This is a genomic window from Vibrio sp. Sgm 5 (assembly GCF_026241575.1).
GTDB lineage: Bacteria > Pseudomonadota > Gammaproteobacteria > Enterobacterales > Vibrionaceae > Vibrio > Vibrio jasicida.
Window position 1 is genome coordinate 121,603 of the sequence record NZ_JAPHPY010000010.1, and the last position, 24,066, is coordinate 145,668.

General features: G+C 44.3%; 24 protein-coding genes. 11 read left to right on the plus strand and 13 right to left on the minus strand.

The window, feature by feature from the left end; all coding sequences use genetic code 11:
- Positions 1-10: 10 nt before the first annotated feature.
- The 3 genes from OQJ86_RS08230 to malK all read right to left on the minus strand — a co-directional run bounded on the left by OQJ86_RS08230 (position 11) and on the right by malK (position 4,141).
- Positions 11-1,237, minus strand: a complete 1,227-nt coding sequence (locus OQJ86_RS08230) for an outer membrane beta-barrel protein (protein ID WP_038867204.1) — start codon at positions 1,235-1,237, stop codon at positions 11-13.
- The gene (locus OQJ86_RS08235) at positions 1,227-2,627 is read right to left on the minus strand and encodes an undecaprenyl-phosphate glucose phosphotransferase (RefSeq protein ID WP_038867206.1); all 1,401 of its coding nucleotides are present in this window, start codon (positions 2,625-2,627) and stop codon (positions 1,227-1,229) included. Before OQJ86_RS08235 ends, OQJ86_RS08230 begins: the two co-directional genes overlap by 11 nt.
- Positions 2,628-3,022: 395 nt before the next feature.
- Positions 3,023-4,141 carry a maltose/maltodextrin ABC transporter ATP-binding protein MalK gene (gene malK, locus OQJ86_RS08240; RefSeq protein ID WP_038867207.1) on the minus strand — a complete coding sequence of 373 codons (1,119 nt, stop codon included), beginning with the start codon at positions 4,139-4,141 and terminating at the stop codon, positions 3,023-3,025.
- 670 nt (positions 4,142-4,811) lie between these two features.
- Here malK and malE point away from each other — a divergent pair.
- The 3 genes from malE (at position 4,812) to malG (ending at position 8,548) form a co-directional block, all read left to right on the plus strand.
- The gene (gene malE, locus OQJ86_RS08245; RefSeq protein WP_038877780.1) at positions 4,812-5,990 is read left to right on the plus strand and encodes a maltose/maltodextrin ABC transporter substrate-binding protein MalE; all 1,179 of its coding nucleotides are present in this window, start codon (positions 4,812-4,814) and stop codon (positions 5,988-5,990) included.
- Positions 5,991-6,070: 80 nt separating this feature from the next.
- Entirely contained in the window at positions 6,071-7,645 is a 1,575-nt protein-coding gene (gene malF / locus OQJ86_RS08250; protein ID WP_038867214.1) for a maltose ABC transporter permease MalF, read from the plus strand.
- A gap of 12 nt (positions 7,646-7,657) precedes the next feature.
- Positions 7,658-8,548 (plus strand): maltose ABC transporter permease MalG, encoded by an 891-nt coding sequence (gene malG / locus OQJ86_RS08255; protein ID WP_020194055.1) that lies wholly within the window; start codon positions 7,658-7,660, stop codon positions 8,546-8,548.
- Positions 8,549-8,922: 374 nt separating this feature from the next.
- Here the strand turns inward: malG and OQJ86_RS08260 are convergent, their stop codons facing one another.
- The 3 genes from OQJ86_RS08260 to OQJ86_RS08270 all read right to left on the minus strand — a co-directional run bounded on the left by OQJ86_RS08260 (position 8,923) and on the right by OQJ86_RS08270 (position 10,884).
- Positions 8,923-9,168 (minus strand): hypothetical protein, encoded by a 246-nt coding sequence (locus tag OQJ86_RS08260; protein ID WP_038877777.1) that lies wholly within the window; start codon positions 9,166-9,168, stop codon positions 8,923-8,925.
- Between the two features lie 159 nt (positions 9,169-9,327).
- The gene (locus OQJ86_RS08265; protein ID WP_038867221.1) at positions 9,328-9,813 is read right to left on the minus strand and encodes an acyl-CoA thioesterase; all 486 of its coding nucleotides are present in this window, start codon (positions 9,811-9,813) and stop codon (positions 9,328-9,330) included.
- Positions 9,814-9,978: 165 nt separating this feature from the next.
- Positions 9,979-10,884, minus strand: coding sequence for a DMT family transporter (locus OQJ86_RS08270; protein ID WP_265987446.1), 906 nt, complete (start codon positions 10,882-10,884; stop codon positions 9,979-9,981).
- A gap of 98 nt (positions 10,885-10,982) precedes the next feature.
- Between OQJ86_RS08270 and OQJ86_RS08275 the strand changes: the two genes are divergently transcribed.
- Entirely contained in the window at positions 10,983-11,771 is a 789-nt protein-coding gene (locus OQJ86_RS08275) for an AraC family transcriptional regulator (protein ID WP_038893499.1), read from the plus strand.
- On the opposite strand, the gene OQJ86_RS08280 is transcribed toward OQJ86_RS08275, so the two are convergent.
- A complete protein-coding gene (locus tag OQJ86_RS08280; RefSeq protein WP_265987447.1) occupies positions 11,766-12,683 on the minus strand; it encodes a M14 family metallocarboxypeptidase in 918 nt (305 codons plus the stop codon). The genes OQJ86_RS08275 and OQJ86_RS08280 overlap by 6 nt on opposite strands.
- Positions 12,684-12,856: 173 nt before the next feature.
- Here OQJ86_RS08280 and OQJ86_RS08285 point away from each other — a divergent pair, with 173 nt between their 5' ends.
- Positions 12,857-13,765, plus strand: coding sequence for a DUF808 domain-containing protein (locus OQJ86_RS08285; protein ID WP_042604378.1), 909 nt, complete (start codon positions 12,857-12,859; stop codon positions 13,763-13,765).
- Between the two features lie 103 nt (positions 13,766-13,868).
- On the opposite strand, the gene pyrC is transcribed toward OQJ86_RS08285, so the two are convergent.
- Positions 13,869-14,897, minus strand: a complete 1,029-nt coding sequence (gene pyrC / locus OQJ86_RS08290; RefSeq protein ID WP_054755179.1) for a dihydroorotase — start codon at positions 14,895-14,897, stop codon at positions 13,869-13,871.
- Positions 14,898-15,052: 155 nt separating this feature from the next.
- Entirely contained in the window at positions 15,053-15,217 is a 165-nt protein-coding gene (locus OQJ86_RS08295; RefSeq protein WP_005453437.1) for a YqaE/Pmp3 family membrane protein, read from the minus strand.
- A gap of 272 nt (positions 15,218-15,489) precedes the next feature.
- Here OQJ86_RS08295 and OQJ86_RS08300 point away from each other — a divergent pair, with 272 nt between their 5' ends.
- Positions 15,490-17,307: a hybrid-cluster NAD(P)-dependent oxidoreductase gene (locus OQJ86_RS08300; protein WP_265987448.1), complete on the plus strand. Its 1,818-nt coding sequence runs from the start codon at positions 15,490-15,492 to the stop codon at positions 17,305-17,307.
- A gap of 111 nt (positions 17,308-17,418) precedes the next feature.
- Here the strand turns inward: OQJ86_RS08300 and nadE are convergent, their stop codons facing one another.
- A complete protein-coding gene (gene nadE / locus OQJ86_RS08305; RefSeq protein ID WP_038867235.1) occupies positions 17,419-18,249 on the minus strand; it encodes an ammonia-dependent NAD(+) synthetase in 831 nt (276 codons plus the stop codon).
- 210 nt (positions 18,250-18,459) lie between these two features.
- Between nadE and OQJ86_RS08310 the strand changes: the two genes are divergently transcribed.
- On the plus strand, positions 18,460-18,993 hold the full coding sequence (locus OQJ86_RS08310; protein ID WP_038867237.1) for a nicotinate-nicotinamide nucleotide adenylyltransferase: 534 nt from the start codon (positions 18,460-18,462) through the stop codon (positions 18,991-18,993).
- 14 nt (positions 18,994-19,007) lie between these two features.
- Entirely contained in the window at positions 19,008-19,493 is a 486-nt protein-coding gene (locus OQJ86_RS08315) for a hypothetical protein (RefSeq protein ID WP_038867242.1), read from the plus strand.
- A gap of 67 nt (positions 19,494-19,560) precedes the next feature.
- Here the strand turns inward: OQJ86_RS08315 and OQJ86_RS08320 are convergent, their stop codons facing one another.
- On the minus strand, positions 19,561-20,169 hold the full coding sequence (locus tag OQJ86_RS08320) for an AraC family ligand binding domain-containing protein (RefSeq protein WP_045423748.1): 609 nt from the start codon (positions 20,167-20,169) through the stop codon (positions 19,561-19,563).
- A gap of 192 nt (positions 20,170-20,361) precedes the next feature.
- Here OQJ86_RS08320 and OQJ86_RS08325 point away from each other — a divergent pair, with 192 nt between their 5' ends.
- Complete coding sequence (locus OQJ86_RS08325; RefSeq protein ID WP_265987450.1) at positions 20,362-21,468, plus strand: 1-acyl-sn-glycerol-3-phosphate acyltransferase; 1,107 nt, start codon at positions 20,362-20,364, stop codon at positions 21,466-21,468.
- 104 nt (positions 21,469-21,572) lie between these two features.
- Here the strand turns inward: OQJ86_RS08325 and OQJ86_RS08330 are convergent, their stop codons facing one another.
- Positions 21,573-22,172 carry a hypothetical protein gene (locus tag OQJ86_RS08330; RefSeq protein WP_265987451.1) on the minus strand — a complete coding sequence of 200 codons (600 nt, stop codon included), beginning with the start codon at positions 22,170-22,172 and terminating at the stop codon, positions 21,573-21,575.
- Between the two features lie 146 nt (positions 22,173-22,318).
- Here OQJ86_RS08330 and OQJ86_RS08335 point away from each other — a divergent pair, with 146 nt between their 5' ends.
- Positions 22,319-22,591, plus strand: a complete 273-nt coding sequence (locus OQJ86_RS08335) for a YnjH family protein (RefSeq protein WP_039975029.1) — start codon at positions 22,319-22,321, stop codon at positions 22,589-22,591.
- A 76-nt stretch (positions 22,592-22,667) separates the two neighbouring features.
- Here the strand turns inward: OQJ86_RS08335 and OQJ86_RS08340 are convergent, their stop codons facing one another.
- Positions 22,668-22,967, minus strand: a complete 300-nt coding sequence (locus tag OQJ86_RS08340; protein WP_039975028.1) for a YfcZ/YiiS family protein — start codon at positions 22,965-22,967, stop codon at positions 22,668-22,670.
- Positions 22,968-23,495: 528 nt separating this feature from the next.
- Between OQJ86_RS08340 and OQJ86_RS08345 the strand changes: the two genes are divergently transcribed.
- Positions 23,496-23,957: a TetR/AcrR family transcriptional regulator gene (locus tag OQJ86_RS08345; protein WP_038867249.1), complete on the plus strand. Its 462-nt coding sequence runs from the start codon at positions 23,496-23,498 to the stop codon at positions 23,955-23,957.
- Positions 23,958-24,066: the final 109 nt, after the last annotated feature.

Here is a 24,066-nt window from a genome sequence, read left to right on the forward strand (position 1 = left end):
ACGTTCCTTGTTATAAAGAAAATCGAGCGTTAAGAGCCCAAATGTTTTGATCAAAGCTATAATTCTGCCAATTGGAATTCTTGTCCTGATATCGCCAGTCAGCTTGAAGTAAAACCCACCGCTTTATGTGGTAATCGAGTCCCGCAGAGAGGGCGTAGCGATCTTCATTTCGAGTGATACCGGTATAGTCATCTTGTTGGTACAAAGCCCCTAATCGTGTTGTTAGGTAACTGTTCCAATCGTGTTTTATATCTAATATGTAGCGTGTTTGAAGGTTGTAATCGCCGTCTTGGTCAGGGCTAACTGCCGCTTGGTTGGTTTTGACCGTAAATAGGGTTTGCTCTTGTGGGAGCCACTCCAAACCAATGTCCCAACTCAATCCGTCAAAGGTTTCTCGCTCATCGCTGTCGAAGCTCTTAACCTGATAGCCCAAGCGGGCTATGCCCTTAGTTTTACCTGTTACTTCCCACTGAGCTCCGGTGTAGTAGAAGCCGGAATAGTTGTCTTTTGAAGGTGAGGAAGGGTTGTCTGACAGGTAGTCTGTGTTCGCTTGTTGAGTGCCTACTAGCCAATAAGTTCGCGGTGTTGCACGTAGATAAAATTCTAAATGGGCATTTGGTGAACGAAAGTCGTTGTACTTCGTCTTTGAGCTTCGCTTTCCGGGTAAGCCTTCACGGTAGTTTTGGTAAGTTTTGTCTCGATATCCAATGCCAGCTTCGAACCTTCCTTTTGAACCCTCAGAACCAAATACATAGTTTGTTCTCAGGTCATTGCGATGAAATTCAACAGGATCAATCAGTAAGGAGCCTTGACCCTCAGTGAAGTCCTCACCTTTTTCTTCATGTTGAGCTCGAAATTGATAATCGATAACAAGATGGTTGCGACGATTGAATTCAAAGAAATTAGTAAACTGAAAGGAGTGGTCATCGTAGTCATTCTGATCATCAGAAGAAAACCCAGCACTCAGCTTATAGAGTAGGTTTGCTCGGTATTGATTACGCTCTATTTTGGCCAGCAAAGCAGGTTCTACGCCCCATATGTTGACTGATTCTATGTTCTCACCACTATCGGCTTTGTTGATGTTGTCATTACCTTCGTAAAACAAACCAACGGTAGGAATAAGCTCAATGCCGGAGTCTGTTTTGTAGGCCATCGGTTCAGCCGATGTCCCTGCCGAGATGAGGGTAACAGCTGCGATGACAGGAGCTTTCTTTATTGGGATTAATTTAATACGCATTGGAACCTGTAAACCCTTTGAAAATGGTTAAGAAAATGATTTTGAGATCCATCCATACTGACCAGTGGTGGATGTAGTCCAAATCGAATTCAACGCGCTTTTCCATTTTATCTAGAGTGTCTGTTTCACCTCGATAACCATTAATTTGAGCCCAGCCGGTAATACCAGGCTTTACCTTATGTCTCAGCATGTAGCGATCGACAATCTGGCGATACTCTTCGTTGTGTGACACCGCGTGTGGACGAGGTCCGACAATTGACATCGTACCTTGAAGAACATTGATAAATTGAGGAAGTTCGTCGAGTGAAGTTCTACGAAGGAATCCACCGAAAGGCGTAATACGAGGGTCGTTTTTAGTGGCTTGTTTTACATCGTTGCCTTGTTCCATCGTTGTCATTGAACGGAACTTCCAAACTGCAATCTTTCGACCATCCAACCCGTAACGGAACTGTTTAAAGATGATTGGGCCTTTTGAAGTCAGCTTAATCCCGACTGAAATGGCGAGCAGTACTGGAGAAATTAGAAGCAATATAATGCTAGAGAGAACAATATCTTCTAGGCGTTTAATCCAAGATGAAATCCCTGCGAAGGGGGTATCAAAAACGCTTAGAGTTTGTACTTGGCCGATTTGATCCCAACGTGAGTGCAACAGGTTATAAGTGAAGAAATCAGGGATGAGATAAGTATTAGCTGTCGTATCAGAAAACTGATTGAGGAATAGCGCGATACGCTCGTTTGCATGCATTGGCATGGCGATATAGACGTAATCGACCTCACCACGTTTCGCTCGTTCCAGCGCTAAACTTACGTTGCCTTTGATTGGGTAGTCTGACGTAGGTAAGCGGTCCTTTGAGCGTTCGTCGTAGAAACCATCGAACAGCACACCATGTTCAGAGTGGTTTTCTAGTTCATTCGCCAAAGTTAAACCATGTTGGGTTTGTCCAATGATGATTGCTGTTCTGGTGTTGTAGCCTAGTTTACGCATGTAGGCTAAAGCGACGCGAAACACGCTTCGCCAAGATAAAAGGAGGATAGGTGTAAGCAGGAACCAAACGACTAATAGATTTTTATCAAATAGTTGATGAACTTGAGAGAAGTACAAAACCATAAAGAGGAAGGTACAGGTAACGAGCCAAGATATGCACGTGATAGAGATTTGCTCTTTGAACGAGCTTGTACGCCATGAGCGATATAACTTGCCGCTTTCAGCCATGATCAGAAATGAGATGCTACCGACGAATGATAAGATTACGTAGTCTTTCTCAATAGAGGTGTTAACGTCATTCATTACGAGTAGCAGCATAAATGACACAATGACAACGAGATCAATCAGGCGGTATAGAAAAGCAAACTCCACCTCATGCGAACGAATAAGTCCTTTGTGTTTCATAACTTAAGTTTCCCTTTAGACACGCTACCGCCATTGAGTGTCGTTCTCAATATCCGTGTCGTTAACGCTTTATATTGTTAAGGCTTGTGTAATAGATTGGGCTAGAGCCCTTATATATCCGAAACAAGTTTAAAAATTTGCACTGTTTGGGTAAGTGGAAATAAGAATGAAATTTAGACCTTAGGCTAATATTTACAGGTTAGGAAAAACGTAATACTTACTGGGGGTTGGTGGGTAAAAGTACTAATCAGGGAGTAAGATAAGGTAACTAATGTTTGACGATGAACATTGTCTATTGGATTAATTTTTAAGGTGAGAAATTAATACGATAGTTTTGAAATAAAAAATCCCTCTCGAGTGAGAGGGATTGGTAGCAAGCAAAGGTGAAAGAGATTTTATTCTACGTCTACGCCATTTTCTTTATGTAGGCGGCGACACGCACGACCATCACTGTGGAATAAGTGGCATCGATGCGCTGGGATACCGATTTCAAGCTTGTCACCCGTATCAACTGGTAACGTGTCTGGCTGGCGGTAGATAACATCTGCGTCAGCACCTTCAAGGTTCAAGTAAACTTGAGTTTCATTACCAAGTTTTTCAACAATCATCACTTCGCCGTGAATTGCTGCGTCAGCTTCTGTTGCTTCAATGAGGTGCTCTGGACGAATACCTAGTGACATACGGTCACCGCGGTTAACTGTTGTGCCGTCGACTGGAATCCAGAACGACACACCATTAGAAAGTTGTACTTTTACGCGCTCTGCTTCGGCTTCTTCAATGAATACACTCATGAAGTTCATTTTTGGTGAGCCGATGAAGCCAGCGACAAAGCGGTTTTGTGGATAGTGGTAAAGCTCCAGAGGTTTACCAACCTGAGAAACGTAACCGCCATCAAGAACCACGATTTTATCTGCCATTGTCATTGCTTCTACCTGATCGTGTGTTACGTAGATCATGGTACAGCCTAGTTGGCGTTGTAGCTTAGTGATTTGCGCACGCATGTTTACACGAAGCGCGGCGTCTAGGTTTGATAGTGGCTCATCAAGAAGGAATACGTTTGGCTGAGAAACAAGCGTACGGCCGATGGCGACACGTTGACGTTGACCACCAGATAGTGCTTTTGGTTGACGCTCCAACAAGTGACCCAGTTGAAGAATTTCCGCTGCGTGCTCAACACGCTTATCGATTTCCGCTTTGTCCGCTTTTGCCAGCTTAAGACCAAACGACATGTTGTCGTATAGATTTAGGTGTGGGTAAAGAGCGTAAGACTGGAATACCATACCAACACCACGTTTGGATGGTTCTACGTCGTTCATGCGCTCGTCACCAATATACAAATCACCTGATGTAATGTCTTCAAGACCGGCAATACAACGTAGAAGGGTAGATTTACCACAACCTGATGGACCAACGAAAACCACGAATTCGCCTTCGTGGATTTCTAGATCTACGTTTTTAGAAATCAGTACGTCGCCATACGCTTTACAAACATTTTTTAACGTGACACTCGCCATGTAGCTCGTCCTCGATCAATTTTTATTTTTCACCGCTCATCATTATATGAATTTTCTAGCGAGCAGTAACAGTAGGAATCGGTAAGTTATTGGGATTGGTAAGAAAAACAGGGTAACGCTCCAAAATGTCCTGAACAGGAGCGTTACCCACCATAGCCAAATACGAGTTTCTCTCCCCCACATTATTCGTGTTGTCTCCCCCGTGAAATAATTACCACAAACAACACCAATAATGACAATTCCGCTCGTATGGCAATGCAAAACCAGCAAATCTTTTAACCTATAGGGTAGGTACTGCTGGGAAAGGGTTCTTACCATCCACTCTTGGATGACTGCAGTTTCTAAGATTGTGCTCATTGCTACATCCTCCTAGTGGAAATAATTGTAGGGGGAGTAGGCGGGGAGGAGGCAAAAAGGAGGAGTAGAGGGAGAGTTGGGCGGAAATCACATTATTGCGTGACCTAAAGTTGAAACCGATCACAGGAAGTATTCATTTTGTGATTTGAGTCTCTAACCCTTGGCGATTCAGATCACGAAAATACGTCATAATTGCAAGGGCGTAGGGATTAGGATGATGAGACATATGGGATTATTTCAGATGATATATGTCGAAATACGGCTGAACCTCAATGGACTAGCCCTACATCAAAAATATAAAAAGGATACGAACATGAAAAAATTAAGCGCTGCAGCACTAGGTACTCTTGTTGCTCTGGGCTCTTTCGGTGCAAACGCTGCCATCGAAGAAGGACAACTTACTATCTGGATCAACGGTGATAAAGGCTACAACGGCCTTGCAGAGGTTGGTAAGAAGTTTGAAGAAGACACTGGTATCAAAGTTACAGTGGCTCACCCAGACGGCCTACAAGACAAGTTTCCTCAAACTGCAGCGACAGGTGATGGTCCTGATATCGTATTCTGGGCTCACGACCGTTTCGGTGGTTATGCAGAAGCTGGTCTACTTGCTGAAATCAAACCTTCTCAAGAGGTTCAAGAAGGCATCGTTGATTTCGCATGGGATGCAGTTCGTTACGACGGCAAACTGATCGGCTACCCTGTAGCGGTTGAGTCTCTATCTCTTATCTACAACAAAGACCTTGTTCCAAACCCACCTAAAACATGGGAAGAGGTTGCAGCATTAGATGCGAAACTTAAGAAAGACGGCAAGTCTGCAATCATGTGGAACCTAAAAGAACCGTACTTCACATGGCCACTAATGGCGGCTGATGGCGGTTACGCATTCAAGTACACTTCAACTGGCTACGATGTTAAAGATGCTGGTATTGCGAACGAAGGCGTGAAAGACGCAATGAACTTCGTGAAAGGTCTTGTAGACAAAGGCGTTATCTCTGCGGATATGGATTACTCAGTATCTGAGTCTGCGTTCAACCAAGGCACTGCAGCAATGACTATCAATGGCCCATGGTCATGGGGCAACATCGAGAAGTCTGGTGTGAACTACGGCGTAACAACACTACCTAAATTCCAAGGTCAATCTTCTAAGCCATTCGTTGGTGTTTTAACTGCTGGTATCAGCACTGCATCACCTAACAAAGACCTAGCAGTAGAGTTCATCGAGAACTACCTACTGACTAACGACGGTCTACGTATGGTTAACAACGATAAGCCACTTGGCGCGGTTGCTCTAAACTCATTCCAAAAAGAGCTAGATTCAGATACTCGTATCGCTGCAACAATGGACAATGCGATGAACGGCGAAATCATGCCAAACATCCCACAAATGAACGCATTCTGGGGTGCTGCTAAGAACGCTATCATCAACGTTGTTGACGGTCGTCAAACTGTAGATGCTGCTCTAGCAGATGCAGAAAAACAAATGACTAAATAATTCAGTAATACCCTTTTTAAGGAGGGGGCAACCTCTCCTTACTTTTCTACTTTTATCCTATATTCGCTAGCAGGTTCCCTATGCAGTCAGTTCAAGGTACAAATGCTATGACAGCACCAGAAGCCAGCCTTCCGAGCAGCAAAAAAGTGTTTATCAAGTGGGCACTATTAGGCACAGTCGGCATTATCAATGGCTACGCAACAATCCTTATGTATTCTCGTGGTGAGATTGCGTTTGCACTCCTTACGCTCATTCTTACCGGTTTAGCGCTATTTATTTTTGGTAGTAAAAAGACCTACGCTCATCGTTATATCTACCCAGGTATTGCGGGGATGATCTTATTCATCCTTTTCCCTTTGGCTTATACCATAGGTCTCGCATTCACTAACTACAGCGCAAAAAACCAACTCTCTTTTGACCGTGCGCAGACCGTTTTAATGGACAGAACGTACCAAAGTGGTGATAGCTACCCGTTCACTCTGTACAAAACTGAGCAGGGTCATCAAATTGTAGTGAAGAAAGGTGAGGCGCTTTTAGCAACACCAACCTTTGAATTGCAAGGCTTCTCTGCGACAGACTTAGATTTAGCGCCAATCACGGAAGCGACGGGCGATAAAGAGCCGATTAAAACGATCGTTAAAAACCGCAGTGCTTTGAGTGGTGTTGATTTACACCTGCCAAACGGCGATGATATTCGTATGAGCGGTCTTCGTAAGTTTGCGGCTGTTGTTCCGCTTTACACGCTGCAAGACGATGGTGAGACGCTATACAACAATCGTACCCAAGAGACACTACGTCCAAATATGGATGTGGGTTACTACCAACCAGTAGACGAAAATGGTCAGTTTGTAGGTAACACGGTTTCTCCAGGTTTCGTGGTAAACATCGGTACGCACAACTTTGAACGTGTTTGGAAAGATGATGGTATCAAAGAGCCGTTCATCAGCATCTTTATCTGGACGATTGTTTTCTCTGCGTTGACCGTTGTTTGTACATTGGTTATCGGTCTAGTACTTGCAAGTGTCGTTCAGTGGGAAGCCTTGAAAGGTCGCTCTGCATACCGATTACTGCTTATTCTTCCGTATGCGGTACCAGCGTTTATCTCTATCTTGATCTTTAAAGGTCTCTTCAACCAGAGCTTTGGTGAGATCAACATGTTGTTAGAAGGGTTGTTTGGTATTAGCCCTGCGTGGTTCTCTGATCCATTCATGGCGAAAACCATGATCTTAGTGGTTAACACATGGTTAGGTTTCCCTTACATGATGATTCTTTGCATGGGTCTACTAAAAGCCATTCCTGAAGACCTCTATGAAGCATCAGCTATTGATGGCGCAAACTTCATCACCAACTTTACTCGCATCACGCTACCGATGATGCTTAAGCCACTAACGCCATTGCTGATCGCTAGCTTCGCGTTTAACTTCAACAACTTTGTACTTATCCAGCTATTGACGGGTGGTGGTCCTAACATGATTGGCACATCGGAGCCGGCAGGTTACACGGACTTACTTGTAAGCTACACGTACCGCATTGCATTTGAAGGCGCTGGCGGTCAAGACTTCGGTCTAGCAAGTGCGGTTGCAACGCTTATCTTCCTATTGGTTGGCGCGCTAGCACTATTGAACCTACGTGTTACTAAAGTAGCTCAGGATTAAGGAGACAGAACAATGGCAATGGTACAAGGCAAGTCATTAAAATATCGTGTTTGGGCTACGCATATCGCAATGTGGGCGTTCTTAGCGCTGATTATCTTCCCTCTATTGATGATCATCGCGATCTCATTCCGTGAAGGTAACTTTGCAACGGGTAGCCTTATCCCAGACAACCCTACGCTAGACCACTGGAAATTAGCGCTAGGCATATCAGTTACAAACGCAGATGGGTCGGTTACACCGCCTCCATTCCCAGTCATGACTTGGCTGTGGAACTCAGTAAAAGTTGGTGGTATCTCAGCTATCTTGATTGTGGCTCTGTCGACCACTTCAGCGTACGCGTTTGCTCGTATGAAGTTCAAAGGTAAGAACACTATCCTGAAAGCGATGATGATCTTCCAAATGTTCCCAGCGGTATTGGCATTGGTTGCACTATACGCATTGTTTGACAAACTAGGTCAGTACATCCCGTTCCTAGGCTTGAACACGCATGGTGGTTTGATCTTCGCTTACTTAGGCGGTATCGCTCTTCACGTATGGACAATCAAAGGCTACTTTGAAAGCATCGATTCTTCATTAGAAGAAGCAGCAGCGCTCGATGGTGCGACGCCTTGGCAGGCATTCCGTCTGGTACTACTTCCACTGTCAGTGCCAATTCTTGCGGTAGTGTTTATCTTGTCATTTATCATGGTGATAGGCGAAGTTCCGGTAGCATCACTACTGCTATCTGATGTAAACTCGTACACTCTTGCGGTTGGTATGCAGCAGTACTTGTACCCTCAGAACTACTTATGGGGCGACTTTGCAGCAGCAGCAGTGCTTTCAGCTGTACCAATCACAGCGGTATTCTTACTGGCGCAACGCTGGCTTGTTGGTGGTCTAACGGCTGGTGGTGTGAAAGGTTAATCTTGGTTGGTCACTAAAATACCAAAGAATAACTAGAAAAGGGCGACCATTAGGTCGCCCTTATATTTAGCAATCGATATTACACTTTTGGTTTGGCCGCCGATCAGTAATATCTCGCTTTAATTGGCGTTACGCATAGCTGGCTGTTAGCTTAGTTCCTTACGCTTTAATCACTAACAGTTTCTTGTAACCATAACCTGAGTCTTGACTCAGGTTTTTTTATGCCCGTCGTTCACGAGGTTTATTTTCTTAATGCAGGTAGAGATTAGCGGCTTTGCAATGGATTACACAGTTGAGCCGGAATGCCATGCGTATCACTTCACATAAATAATCTGTGGGTATTTTCGAAAGGGCTATCAGGGAGTTGGGAGAGATTAAAACTCTCGGCTTGAAGGAGCGCAACCTACGTACTGAAGCAAGGTATATAAGCTCTCTTGTTGCAGCGCAACGCGACGAAATAAATCAGCAAAAGTAGAATCACCACCAAAGCAAGCTTGAATGTAATGATTAATCTCTGTTTCGTTATATCCTTCGACATACATCGTTCTTACCCACTGGTATTCAACGGCTTTCAAATTAGTGAGTGTGTCTTCGCTTAATGTGGTCTCTTTCAATCTCAAGATCCAAACTCTATCCAATAGCAAAATTGTGCTTGGATTTAAGCAAATCAAAGTGAAAGATTTATGACAATTTGACGCTTGTGCGAAGCGAATGACACAACCATGACATTGCTTCACACAGCAAGGGGGCAAACGCTTACTTTTGTTGAGCGACGTGAGTTATTTGAGATACTTAACGTGCGCTTCCATCTCTTCGCCAATTTGCTTACGCATGTTCATCAAGCGAATAGCCGATTGTTCTAGTGCTTTGTCTTCATCCGACTCAGGAATCCACTTTGGTACATCGGTTGGTTTTCCGTCTTCATCAACTGCAACCATGATAACGATACAATGTGTCGTAAGGCGGTTTTTTAACTCTTTGGGATCGCAGGCTTGTACATCGATAGCAATGTGCATTGAACTGCGTCCTGTGTAGATAACTTTGGCACTGACTTCGACTAAGTTACCGACATGAATCGGCGCGACAAATCGAATACCACCCGCATACGCTGTGATGCAGTACTTGCCACTCCAAGCCGCGCTGCACGCGTAAGCGGCCAAGTCGATCCATTTCATTACGGCGCCACCGTGCACTTTACCACCGAAGTTTACGTCCCCGGGTTCAGCAAGAAAACGAAGGGTAATATCTCTTTGACCACTGCTCATCTGTCATTCCTTTATTGTTGTCGTTGTTATTAGACTCAATGTATCAGCAAGGAATTCATTCTGGAATAGGAGACGCAACAAAATATTAACTTTTCTGTCAGCCTGAGCAGTAAAAGGTGCGGAGTACAAAAAGCCACGGAAGATACCGTGGCTTGAGGGATTGAATTACGATGTCGCAGGCGGCAAATCTGGGCTTGGCGATTGCACCTTCTTTCGAATCTTAACCTGCGACAAGATAACGCCAGAGATAACCAGCATGCCGCCAATAATGTGGTACACATGGACTTCTTCGCCGAGCATAGTCGAAGCTAAAGCTACCGAGACCACAGGCATCAGGTTCATGAACATGGCACTAGAATCCGCGCCAATCAAATCGATGGCTTTCACCCACATTAAAGGTGCGAAGATAGAAGCAGCAATACCCGCATAAGCAATTAAGGGTAGGGCGCTTTGGCTTGGTAGTAACTGGTCGCTGCTAAGCCAAAGTGGGGTAAGCATTATCAGCGTAAAAAAGCCCTGCATGTAAACCAGAGTCATACTGTTGAATGGCATTTTCCAACGCTTAAGTAACACGCAGTAAATTGCGTAACAAAGGGCAGCAAGAAGCATCAAGCTGTCACCTTGTGTCATATCTTGATGTAGGAAGTAGGTAATATCACCATGTCCGAGCATAAACGCTAAGCCAGCTAGAGAAATGACACCACCTGCGACGCTCAACATCGAGATAGATTTACCAAGTAAAGGTACGCTCAAAAATACGCTTATAAGTGGCACCAAAGATGTGATTAGCGCCATATTGGAAGCCGTGGTAGTCAAGCCTGCGTAGTAGCCTAACGATTGGTTTAACACCATTCCGAGCAGAGCAAGGCAAGCTAGCTTCGTCATGTAAGGACGAATGACATGACGTTGGCGGATTACGGCATGTAGGCAAAATGGCGTCAGAAGCACCATAGCGACAAACCAACGGTAGAAACTCATTGCACTAGGTTCGATGGCACTTGCTGCCATTTTATTTACGATGGAATTCCCACCCCAAATCATGACAGTAAAAAACGGAAGCAAATAAACCATGAGAACCTCATCGCACAATAATTAATGGCGCTAGTCTGACAGGTCTTTATAATGAAAAGTATCTCTGGAAAGACATAGTAAGCGATAGGAAGACAATTTTGAAAAAGAGCACGAGGAATCTTCATCCTTCATTATCAATTGAGCAAGCACCATCAGATGTGTTTATGAATTTTGAAGCCTTTCTGTCGAATACTGAAACTCGGATTCATAGTCACCCTTGGGGACAAGTGCAGTTGATAAGTGGCGGCATTCTAGAAATGGATGCAGAAGACACACGCTTTTTAGCACCACCACATCTGGCTATTTGGGTGCCGGCTGGAATTCGTCATACCAGCTATAACCGTAAGCCATTGGAATACTGCTCTTTAAATATCGCACCAGAGCTAACGCAGCACTTCCCGTCTAAAACCAGTCTGATCAAGGTAACGCCAATAGTGTCTGCAATTGTGGAAGACTTTCGTCAGCGCGACATTAACGTGGCAAAGAGTGAAGAAGACAAACGCATCGTACAGGTACTGCTTGATCAGTTAGCGAAGCAAGAGGTTGAGCATCACTTCTTGCCAACCACAGATAACAAATATCTGGAACCCATTCTTAAAGCCGTTGAAGAAGCGCCAACGGATGAAATTAGTTTGGGGGAGTGGGCGGAAAAGGTGCATACCACTGAACGAACGTTAGCTCGTCATTGCCAAAGTGAGTTAGGGATGAGTTTTACTGAATGGCGATTGCGAGTTCGTTATCTGCACTCAATGGAGCTATTAAGAAAAGGACAAACAGTAAAAGAGGTGGCGTTGACGTTGGGCTATAACCAAGCCAGTCCATTTATTGCCATGTTCAAGAAATACTCCGGCATTACACCGGAGCAATATAAGAACCGCTTGTTATAGCTGAGCGAGCACGTAGTCTAAACCGCCTACAACTGCTGCAACTTGAGCATCGTTACACTCCTCATCAGTCACTTTCGGGCTGTCTGGGTAAACTTCGGTTGTGGTGCCGTAAGTGCAGTTGGTTACGCCGCCACACAAACCCAGTTTCACCATTGGGTAATTAATGACGCCAAATTGCACCACTGGCGAGCCAATGATTTCGCCTTTATCGTCAGCAGGTGCAATGTGCGTTACCTTAGCTACTGACTCGATGACTGCTTTTTGGAACTCAGGTTGCGGGTTTTCTGTATCACCGACCGTGTAGAAACCGTCTGGGATCATGCCTTCGATGTATTCAAGGCCATCACGCGCCGCAAGTGCAGGGCGGAATTCAGTTTCATCAGAATCGGTGGTTTCGTGCAGGTCGATGTGCATTAGAACATCACCCAAGGTCGCAACCAGCTTCATCAAGTTTGCTGATTCTTCCGCAGGGCTATCTGCATAGAAAGAGCGGTTTGGGTCGATCGCATTTGGGTTCCAGCGGTTAATCACTTCGTAACCCCAAGGACTAACACATGGCGCAACGACAATGTTGAAGTGTTCTGCATAACGTTCTGCTTGTGTATCAACAAACTTCAGTGCGCCATGAACGCCACTTGTTTCGTAGCCGTGCACGCCGCCGGTGACTAAAACAACAGGTTTTGCTGCATCCCAGTTACGAGTCTTGATACAAAATAGAGGGAAGCGTGCCTCGTCGTAAGAAAGTGCGCCGTATTGCTCAACATCAAAACGCTCGCGAAGGGCATCAATTTTTGTCACGACTTCTTCTTGGTAGCTACGTTTTACATCACGTTGCTCACACCAAGCTCTGCGTTCTGCTTCGCCCCATGGCTGACCTGGGGTACCGATTGGGTAAGTGTATCCGCTTTTCATCTATACTTTTCTTTTGTGTGCTTGAAAGGTAAGACAAGACTAGTCCTGTCTCAAAGCCACATCAACACAAAACACAATTTGTGACCTTATTCTTTGCAGAATCATAACTTTGCTGAGTGATTTAATGGTGTTACATTTTGTTACTTATTCAATTCCATAAAAGAGATAAATAAATGGCTGGAGCAAGTTTACTAACACTGTTGGATGACATTGCAGCTGTATTGGATGATGTCGCATTGATGTCAAAGGTAGCGGCGAAAAAGACCGCTGGTGTATTGGGCGACGATTTAGCGCTAAACGCGCAGCAAGTATCGGGCGTTGCTGCCGAACGAGAAATTCCAGTGGTATGGGCGGTCGCGAAAGGTTCATTTAAAAACAAGTTGATACTAGTGCCTGCGGCGTTGCTTATTAGTGCGTTTATTCCTTGGTTGATCATGCCATTACTCTTGATCGGTGGTTTGTTTCTCTGTTTTGAAGGCGCAGAAAAGATCTTAGAGAAACTGTTCCCTCACGCTCATCAGCATGAAGATCACGCGGAAGAGTCCTCTGAGACGGGGGAATCCGTAGAAGAGTATGAGAAGAGAAAAGTGGCGGGCGCGATCCGTACTGACTTTATTTTGTCTGCTGAAATCATCGTGATTGCGTTAGGCACCGTCACAGGAACAAGTATCGTGACACAGATTTTGGTAGTAAGCCTGATTGCGATCTTGATGACCATCGGTGTCTACGGTTTAGTGGCTGGCATTGTTAAGCTCGATGATTTGGGCTTCTATCTAGAGCGTAAATCCAATGGCGAAGGTCTGAAAGCCAAACTCGGTGGGGCCTTAGTAGCGTTCGCACCGAAATTGATGAAGATGCTTGCGATTGTTGGTACTGCAGCAATGTTCTTGGTTGGGGGCGGTATTGTTGTTCATAACGTCCCTGCAATTCATCATCTGATTGAACCTATCATTATGGACTTCCGTGGTCACACGATTGCAACGGCGATCGTACCGACACTGCTTAACGGTGTGATTGGGGTAATCGCTGGCTTGATTGTGGTTGCTGCTTGGACGGTTGTTGAAAAGGTTCGCGGTAAATAAGCGCGAATTCAGTTTGTTGAGGCTATATTGAAGCCCAAAAAAAGGGTCATGCCTTTCCATATCGAATATGGGGGCATGACCCTTTTTCATGTCTTGAGGGTGATTACTTCACTTCCCACTCAATTTTTTCATTTGCCCGGATTGGCACAACGATGTCGCTGCCGAATGGCATTGTTTCTGGTACATCCCACGCTGCTTTTTCTAGCGTGACGGTATCTGTGTTACGAGCGATGCCGTAAAAATCAGGGCCATTCAAGCTTGCGAATGCTTCTAGGTTTTCTAGCTTGCCTTCATTCTCAAAGACTTCAGCGTAAAGCTCTAGCGCTGCGTGTGCAGTGTAAGACCCAGCACAACCACAAGCCGACTCTTTTGCGCCTTTTGCGTGTGGTGCTGAATCCGTACCTAGGAAGAATTTCTTGCTGCCGCTTGTTGCTGCTTCGATAAGCGCTTGTTGGTGGGTATTGCGCTTAAGAATTGGCAGACAGTAGAAGTGAGGCTTAATACCGCCGACTAACATGTGGTTACGGTTGAACAGCAGGTGGTGAGCGGTGATAGTTGCTGCAACGTTGTCAGAAGCGTTATTTACGAAATTAGCCGCATCCGCGGTCGTGATGTGCTCAAGAACGATCTTTAGGTTAGGGAAGTCGTTGACGATAGGAGCAAGAACCGTATCAAGGAATTCCTTCTCACGGTCGAAGATATCAACGTGATTGTGTGTTACTTCTCCGTGAACCAAAAGAAGCATGCCAACTTCTTCCATCGCTTCGAATACATGGTAGATATTTTTCGCGTCTGTTACGCCTGAGTCTGAGTTTGTTGTTGCACCTGCTGGGTATAGCTTAGCAGCAACGATGTGACCGCTTGCTTTTGCTTTACGGATTTCATCAGGTGTTGTGTTGTCTGTCAGGTAAAGCGCCATAAGAGGTTCAAATTGCTCACCGTGTTGTTCAGCAAGGATTCGATCACGGTAGGCTAGCGCCATGTCAGTATTGGTAACAGGTGGGACGGTGTTTGGCATGATCAGTGCGCGGCCGTTGTAACGGCTAATATCACGAACGGTATCTTTTAAAACGTCACCATCGCGTAAGTGAACGTGCCAGTCGTCAGGACGAGTAATAGTCAGTGTTGTCATTAATTGCTCCCACCATTAATAAAGTTGTGATTGGAGCCTAAACGCTGCATTTACCTCAAGAGCAAACGCTTGCGCTTAGGCGACAGGATGATAGTGGAATTGCACTTTCATTTCATCCCATTTTTCACATTTCTTTACGATAGGAGCTCAGGTGGTTACTTCATCGTCAACCAAAGTGCGTGAATCGTACCTGGTAGGAAGAAGAAGAACGTCAGGATAAGGTTGATGAAGAAGTCTTTCTCTAGACCTTTTTCCATGTAAACCGCCACTGGTGGAAGGAAGATACAAAGTAGAATTAGAATCAGTTTATTAGTATCCATGGTCTATGCTCCGGATAGGTTATTTAAAGGTGTCAAAAAGTTGGCGAATTATGTGCGCTATATCACTTTTTGGCAATCCTGTTTCGTCAGGAATATGCAAATTTATGGGACTCTGTTCATAAAATGAGACGCATAAGTCGGTATTCCAACGATGTTGATTGCCGCGCACTGAAGATACCTTAGACAAATAGATGTTTTATAGGCACTTGGGTCATCAAACGTATGAGGATATGATAGTCCAATAATTAAAAAGTATCGTTAGGAAGAAAGCCATGTCGCAGTCATTTTTGTCCCAAATTAATGTTTTTCCAGTCAAATCAGTCGGAGGTGTCGCCTTATCTTCCGCTTGGGTAGAAAAACAAGGATTGAGTTTTGATCGTCGATTTATGATTGCGACATCAGATGGCTCAATGGTGACCGCTCGAAAGTTCCCGCAAATGGTGACCATTAAGTCAGCGTTATTGCCCGATGGTGTGGTGTTTACTAGCCTTGGTGAAGAGCCACTAAAGATTCGCTATCAAGATTTCAAAATGCAGGAAGCACCTGCAACGGTTTGGAAAGACAGTTTTACTGCATACACCACCACTGACGAAGCGGATGATTGGTTTAGTAAAGTGTTAGGTCTTCGTGTTGAGTTACTTTTTACTGGTGAGCAATCCAATCGTGTAAGAGAGAAGTTGGGTCACAGCGTTAGCTTTGCCGATGGTTATCCAGTGCTTGTTATCAGTGAAGCGTCACTGGAAGAGTTAAATCGCAGAAGCTCTGAGCAGCACTCAATGGATCAATTCCGAACCAACCTAGTGGTATCTGACACCAAGCCATTTGAAGAAGACTCATGGAAACGTATTCGCATTGGTGAAGTCGAATTTGAATCTGTAAAACCTTGTGAGCGTTGCATCTTAACCACCGTTAACACTCAACGCGGTACATTCCGAGAAAGCAAAGAGCCACTCAAAACACTGCAAGAGTTCCGCGCGAATGAGCGTGGCGGTGTATTCTTTGGCCAAAACCTTGTTGCTCTTAATGAAGGCATTATTCGTTCTGGTGACAAAGTCGAAGTGCTGGAATACAAAGAGCCAGAGTTCTATCCGGATAACTCTCCTCATCGAATGACGCTCACTTGTGTTGAACGAGAAGAGATTGCGCGCGACTTCGTAACCTTATGGCTTGAGCCAAGTAAAGGTCAGTTACCAACGTACTTACCGGGTCAGCATTTACCTATCGAAGTGGATATCGAAGGCAAGAAAGTAGGGCGTCGCTACACCTTGTCATCTAGCCCTTCTCGCCCGGGGCGCTACGCAATTTCGGTCAAGCGTGTTTCTGGTGGTCGCGTTTCTAATGCACTTCTCGACAACTTACAAGTGGGTGATGTGCTTGAAGCTGAAACGCCAGATGGCCAATTCCACCTAAAAGAGCATTCAGTTCAACCTCTACTCTTGTTGTCTGCTGGTAGCGGCGTAACACCTATGCTGTCGATGGTTCGTTACTTGGCTGATCACAACCAACTCGATGATGTGGTGTTCTACCATCAGTGCAGCAGCGAGATTGATATTCCATGCAAAGAGGAGCTCGATGAACTAAAACGTCAGCATCCGGGATTAGATGTGAAGATTTGCTTAACTCAGCCAGCAGTGGATTGGTTTGGCCTGAAAGGACGCATTAGCCTGTCTCATATCAAGCAGATCAAAGACGTTGAGCAGCGACAGGTGTTTGTTTGTGGTCCTGATGGTTTTATGCAAAAGGCGAAAAACCTCCTATTCAAGAAAGGGCTGCCGGAAGACAACTATCATCAAGAAGCATTCGGCGTTGCGGCTACCACAGCCAAGCCAGAGAAAAGTGTTGAGATTGAATTCAACGGCTTTAAGTTGATGGGAAACAACCAGCAGACATTGCTTGAACAAGTTGAAAATGCAGGCAAAAGCATTAGCAACAGCTGTCGAGCGGGCTTGTGTGGTGCTTGTAAGGTTCAAATGGAATCAGGGCAGGTCGATCATCCGGATGTCCCTGCGATAAGTGCTGAGGAGCGTGCGATGGGTAAAGTACTCGCATGTTGCGCTATTCCACAGACGGACGTGACACTCACAGACTAATTGCCATAAAGACGGATCGCAACCAGTAAAAAAACGCCGCTAACGTAGCGGCGTTTTTTATCTATCTCAGAGCGGTTTCAGAAACGAGTCGCTCAAAAATAAAATTGCAATTTAGTCGTAGATCGTTGGGATCGGCTGACGTTTGTGCTGGGTGGCCTTGTAAATTGACACCAGACGGTCACTCACTTGTTCCGAAACAGGTTTGCCTTCTAAGAAGTCGTCAATCTGTTCGTAAGAGAGATTCAGTGCGTCTTCATCTGCTTTTTGAGGATCAAGTTCTTCTAAATCTGCAGTCGGTACTTTCTTTACTAGTTGTTCCGGTGCACTCAGCGTTGCCGCGACTTCGCGAACTTGACGTTTGCTCAAGCCGAATAGTGGTGCCATATCACAAGCGCCATCACCAAATTTAGTGTAAAAACCGGTAATGTTCTCAGCCGAGTGGTCAGTGCCTAAAACTAGGCCGCCTACGTAACCTGCGATTTCATATTGAGCAGCCATGCGGGCACGTGCTTTTACGTTACCTTTTACAAAGTCGACTTTTGCAGCGTCAGTTGGCAGAAGGCCAGTACCTTCCAATGCAACATGAGATGCAGAGTGAAGACCATCTACGCCCGCTTTTATGTTTACAGATACAGAATGAGTTGGTTGGATAAAGGCAAGAGCAAGTTGTGCTTCGTCTTCATCCTTTTGCTCACCGTAAGGTAAACGAACGGCGATAAACTGGTAGCTATTGTCGCCAGCTTCTTCGTTCAGTTGGTCCACAGCCAGTTGAGCCAAACGACCACATGTCGTTGAGTCAACGCCACCGCTGATGCCAAGAACAAGAGACTTACAGCCTGCTTCTTGCAATTTACGCTTGATAAAAGCGACACGGCGCTCGATTTCGAAATGCGGGTCGATTGATGGGAGAACTCGCATTTCATCGCGGATGGATTGTTCCATTTCGGGTTCCTTTTCCTGCAAATACATCAGACACAAAATTAGTCGGAATGTGTTCATACTTAGGCCTACGTTTATTGTTCACAATTGGCGGGAAAGCGTTCAATTGATGTTCATAAACGTCGCATTAGTGTCAAAAAACTCTAAAGATTAGTAGTATCATACCGAATTCATCGGATTAGAAAACTCTCTTCAACCAGGTAATCACCGGATATGAAAAAAATCGCCGTTTTTGGTAGCGCATTTAACCCACCAAGCTTAGGGCATAAAAGCGTGATCGAGTCCTTAAGTCACTTCGACCTCGTGCTTCTGGAGCCTAGTATTGCACATGCTTGGGGCAAAAATATGTTGGACTATCCAATCCGGTGCAAGTTGGTCGATGCCTTTATTAAAGACATGGGGCTTTCCAACGTTCAACGTTCAGACTTAGAGCAAAGTTTGTACCAACCAGGACAAAGTGTGACGACTTTTGCGTTATTAGAAAAAATTCAAGAAATCCACACGCAAGCCGATATAACTTTTGTCATTGGTCCTGACAATTTCTTCAAATTTGCTAAATTTTACAAAGCAGAAGAAATTACGGAACGTTGGACTGTGATGGCGTGCCCTGAGAAAGTTAAAATCAGAAGCACAGACATACGAGATGCTTTACTCGCTGATAAAGACATCAGTGCATTTACAACATCAACAGTCCGTGACATTTTACAAAGCGAACGCTTATACAAAGAAACGTTATCTGGTAACTAAGAGGTCAGATTTTCATGGTCAGAATAGTGGTATTTAGTGCATGCACGTTGCTTGTTGTTACACAAGCCAGCTTCGCGTGTAACTATTTGTCTGATCGTTCTGTTGTATTCGCTGATAACACCATGCCCATTTGTGAAGACATTTTTGATAGTGTCGGTGTGCTCAGTGTGGATACGCTCAATTGGTATGAGGCGGAAGAAAGACCGCTTGATGAGCCCACAGAAAACTACTGGGATGAGTGGGCGATTAAGTCGGAAGACACGCCATTGCTGACTCAAAGCTTGGAAAGTAACTATTTTGGCTTGGGTGTCTGGATGCCAGAAGAGTTGAGAGACGATGAAAGCAAAATGACAACCGAAGAATGGCTGAAGAGTCATGGGTTAATGTTCAGTATCGGTTTTGGGGACAAAAGTGATGGTGAACCAAGAATGCGCTTCGATTATCGTTGGCACGAATACTACGATGCTGACTGGATGATGCAGATAGAAGTCCCGTTCTAAATAACACTTCTTAATCAAAAAGGGCGTACATCATGTACGCCCTTTTTGATTCTAAGTTGGTAGTTGGTTACAGCGCTTCCCCAAACACTAAAAAGCACAACTGTTCGTATTCTTCTTCATTACCTGCAAACAAACGCTCGACGATGTCCATTTGCTTTTTGCCAGACAGTTTCATTTTACGAGCTTCTCTTAGTGTTAGCACCAAACACAACTCGATTGAAATTGGTGATTCGCAACCAGGTTTCCATTGATTGATCAAGCTTGTGAGGTGTGAGCCCGTCAGTTTTGGCTTCAGTTCCAACACCTCATATTTGGCGACTGTCAACAAATCCAGTTGTTTTTCACTGCGTGGTTCGGTGGTTACCAGTTTATCCATTAGCGCTTTTAATAGAGCGGAAGGTTTTACAAAGCCGGCTTGTTGAGCAAACTCATCGTTCAAACGCACAGAAAAATCACAACGAGTAGTGCGAGTATTTGGTAAAAAGGTGAGGGAGCTCAAACATCCCTGAGGAATCCAAAAATACTGACCTGGTTCGATGGCATACTCTTGTTTACCCAATTTTATGATCGCCAAACCCTCGACTACTAACAGTAGCGTGTGTTTTAGCGCTTTCTTACGCGCAGCAACATTGAGAAAAGGGTAATTTGCGTCGTGAAATTCAATTGCGTAGTTCATTGTGAATACCAGAGTTCTTGGGGCGCTAAGGTTAACGTTAAACCCTTAGAATGCCAACCGAATAACAGAATTTTTTGCGAATAGAAATTGTAATACGACTGGTATGACCATGTTAAAAGTATGGATTGAAATGCTGCTACTTGGCAAAACAATGCGTAAAATGTGCCAGCTTTTTTTGAAATGAATTGAATAATGACAGCCAATACCGATCCTTATATTGAAATTCGTCCATACAATGACGAAGAGATTCCAGCTGCGCTGGACCGCCTTATCCAAGACGATGAGTTTATCAGCGCGATTTTAGAGCACCGTTTCGCAAATAAAGCGAACTGGTTCAAAACACTCATGAGCCCGATTATCCGCGTCTACTTAAAAGCGAAGTGGAGCAAGCTGAACTCCGTAGAAGCGATTCAACTTGAAGTTAAGAAGTATCTTCAAGATACGTTGAATACGACGACGGATGGTGTGACCTTTTCCGGCTTGGACAAGCTAGATAAAGAAACTTCTTATTTATTTGTGTCTAACCACCGCGATATCGCTATGGATCCTGCGCTTGTTAATTACGGTTTGCATCAGAACGATCATCGCACTGTGCGCATTGCTATTGGTGACAACTTGCTTAAGAAGCCTTGTGCGACAGAACTCATGAAGCTTAACAAGAGTTTCATTGTAAAACGTTCGGCAAAAGGCCCGAGAGAGATGATGAAAACGCTGGGTCAATTATCTGGTTATATCAAGCACTCTCTTGATACGGGTAACTCAATTTGGATTGCCCAAAAAGAGGGGCGAGCAAAGGATGGGAATGATTTTACCGATCCTGCAATCCTTAAGATGTTCCACGTAGAAGGGCGCAAGCAAAAAATCAGCTTTGGCGAATACACTCGCTCGCTGAAAATTGTTCCAGTTTCTATTTCTTATCAGAATGACCCATGTGACCTTGCTAAGGCAAAAGAGCTGTACGAGAAAGCAGAAAACGGTAGCTACGAGAAGGGTGAGTTTGAAGATATCGAGAGTATTATCCAAGGTATCGTAGGCTACAAAGGCAAAGTTCATGTTGCGTTTGGTGATGTGGTTGATCAAGAGTTCGAAACACCTGAAGAACTTGCAAATGAAATTGATCGTCAAATCCATAACAATTACCGAGTGTTCCCGATGAACTTGCTTGCAGCGGGTCGAGAAGATGACACGATCACCGAATTGGTTAAGTCTCAGTTAGCAGAAAAGCTTGAGCAACTGCCAGCTGGCGCACATAGCTATTTAGTCGCAAGCTATGCAAATCCAGTCAATAACCAAGAATAGCCGGGCTTTAGAGATATGATTGCTCAGCGTTAACATTGTGAGGAACGGGTAGGATCTTTAGCCGATGTGTTATTTGATTTTTCGCTCGTTCTTCTCATTCTGTTCTAAGGTGCAACGGCGCCACCTAAGGTCAAGTTCGTTGGCCACTTTGATATACGATTCCCACCTAAGAAAATGTTGCCATTGACTGTCATGGTCTCTGGGAATTCGGTGAGTTTTGAACCACTGATATACAAATTCCCCTCTACGACAAGGCCTTCAGGTAATTGAGTTAGCGGCGTTCTAATCACACTCAAGTCCCCCTTCACTCGCAGTCGAGTCGGTAAGCTTTGCAAAGGGGTATCTGTCAAATTTAGGTAACCCCCAAGCTTCACTCCTCGTGGCCAACGTTCGATTTTGCTGCCCAATAGATTTGCATACCCTTTGATCTTAGTCCCTGACTTAATGGTTTTAAGCGAGCTGTTGGTGGCCTCCAAGCTACCCCCTACGTCAAGCCCTCTAGGAAGTTTGGTAATCGGGGTTTGCGAGATATTCAAATTACCTTTAACGATGAACCCGTCGGGCAACTGAGAATAAGGTTTGTTGCGTAGGTCAACATTGCCGTAGTTGTCTGTATGGCCAAATTTGGAGTAGTAATCGAGCTCGTATGCAGCAGGGTTCGTACTTATGGCCATTAAGGTAAGAAAGAGAGGGAATACACGCATTATCGCTACTTCAACAAAAATTTACGAGAAAAGAATAACGTAAAGCGAGTAGGGCTTCTAGAGCGAGAGATATAAAGAATATGAGATGCTGCCAAGAACCAAAAATGGCTTCTTGTTAGTATGTTACCAAGATAAAGGGGAGAGCCATGGATAAAAAACCGATAGCTTGCATCACCATAAGTATTGTCAGCGTATTACTTTCTGGCTCGGTGATGGCGAAATCTTACAGTACGCCTGAGGCCAAAGCACTGGTTGTGGCAGACGGTAAATTAGGGCAGCGGGTTTGTTACTACGATGATAAAGCCTACACGACTGGAGCGGTATTGAGTGTTGACGGTGTTTTATTGGTCTGTACTGATGAAAATGACTTTGAAACGAATGGCGCGTTAAAGTGGGTGGTATTTAAGCAAGAAAAGTAATGTCACTTATTACAAGAGCGCTAAAAACACAAAAGCGAGCAGAGTGCTCGCTTTTTTACTCTTATAACTTTGATTTTTAACGCGCTAGAGAGCGAGTTTTCAGTTCAAAGATTAGCTTTTCAGCGCTAACTTCAAACTTGAAGCGAGCTGTGAGCTCTTTTGATTCTTCAGTGAGTTCAGAAACGTTGTATTCAACGCCGGCACACACTGTTGTCGCCATTTCGATGTATTTCGCCAACTCAGCTTCTAGTGCTGCTTTAGTTTCTGCGAAAATCGTTACGTCAGCAACATCGTCGCCTTCTTTGATGATAAAACCCATTTCACCAGCGCAACCGCAAGCTTCACAAACTTGGCTTTCTTCTAATTCGACACTCATAACGAATCCTCTTGTAAATACTGTGGGTATTCTATCAGGTATTTGATCTCTATCTACAAAAATGAATGATTTTGGATAAAAAAGGCACGGTATGTTATGTTGTTAACAAGGGGTTAATTAAATTCATTAGAACTTCCTTAATAAAATTAATGTGATATGTATCAATATTTAAAATCAATTAACCTAGATATTCGTGAGATTTTTGTCAGGTGAGTTGAACTGGGGTTCAATTTATAAGACTATTTCCGGATTAATTATTTTTACATAATTATCATTCTTAGCCTGAGAATAGTTTCGATGAATGATTTGGTGCAAGGTTTTGATGGAGTGGACTTTTCGCCATATTTTGAGTCACATGTATTGACAGAAATATCACTGTAAATTGCACGTTACGCAGTGCATTTTAGTTATGATTGACCCTCTAATTTGATGTTAGGGGCGTACAGTACATAATGCTGAGGATGATTTTCATTCTGGCCCTCATTTAATTGTGAGTTAGATGGATTTACAAAGAGAAGAGCTTAAAATATGCCAAAGCGTAGTAAAGAAGATACCGAAATCACTATCCAGAAAATCATGGATGCCGTTGTTGATCAGCTTCTAAGACTTGGTTATGACAAAATGTCTTACACCACGTTAAGTCAACAGACAGGTGTATCGCGTACAGGTATTAGCCACCATTTCCCTAAGAAAACGGATTTTACCGCCGCGTTAGACGGTCGTATTTTCAAAATGTTCGTAGAGCATCTAGAATTTGATAAAGGTCTAGAAGCGTTTTCGAAGAGCTGGATTAAAGCTCTAGAAGATACTGAATTCTTAGCGATCTTGCGTCTATTGTTCCACCATATCGTCACTTCAGAAAGTGCACATGAGTTTGCAGCAAACGGTATTGACCGTTTGTACAAAATGGCTGAGAGCCAATTCGGTGCTGGTAGTGACAAAGAGTTAGAGTGGTTAATTGGTCGTTCGTTGATTCAGATGAGCAAATAAAACCAGAATAAAGAAAGCCCCGCATTATACGGTAATGCCGATCAGTTAAGAAATTAATAGACTGATCAATTGAACGATCCCACCAGTGTGTAAAAATCCGATAGACCAT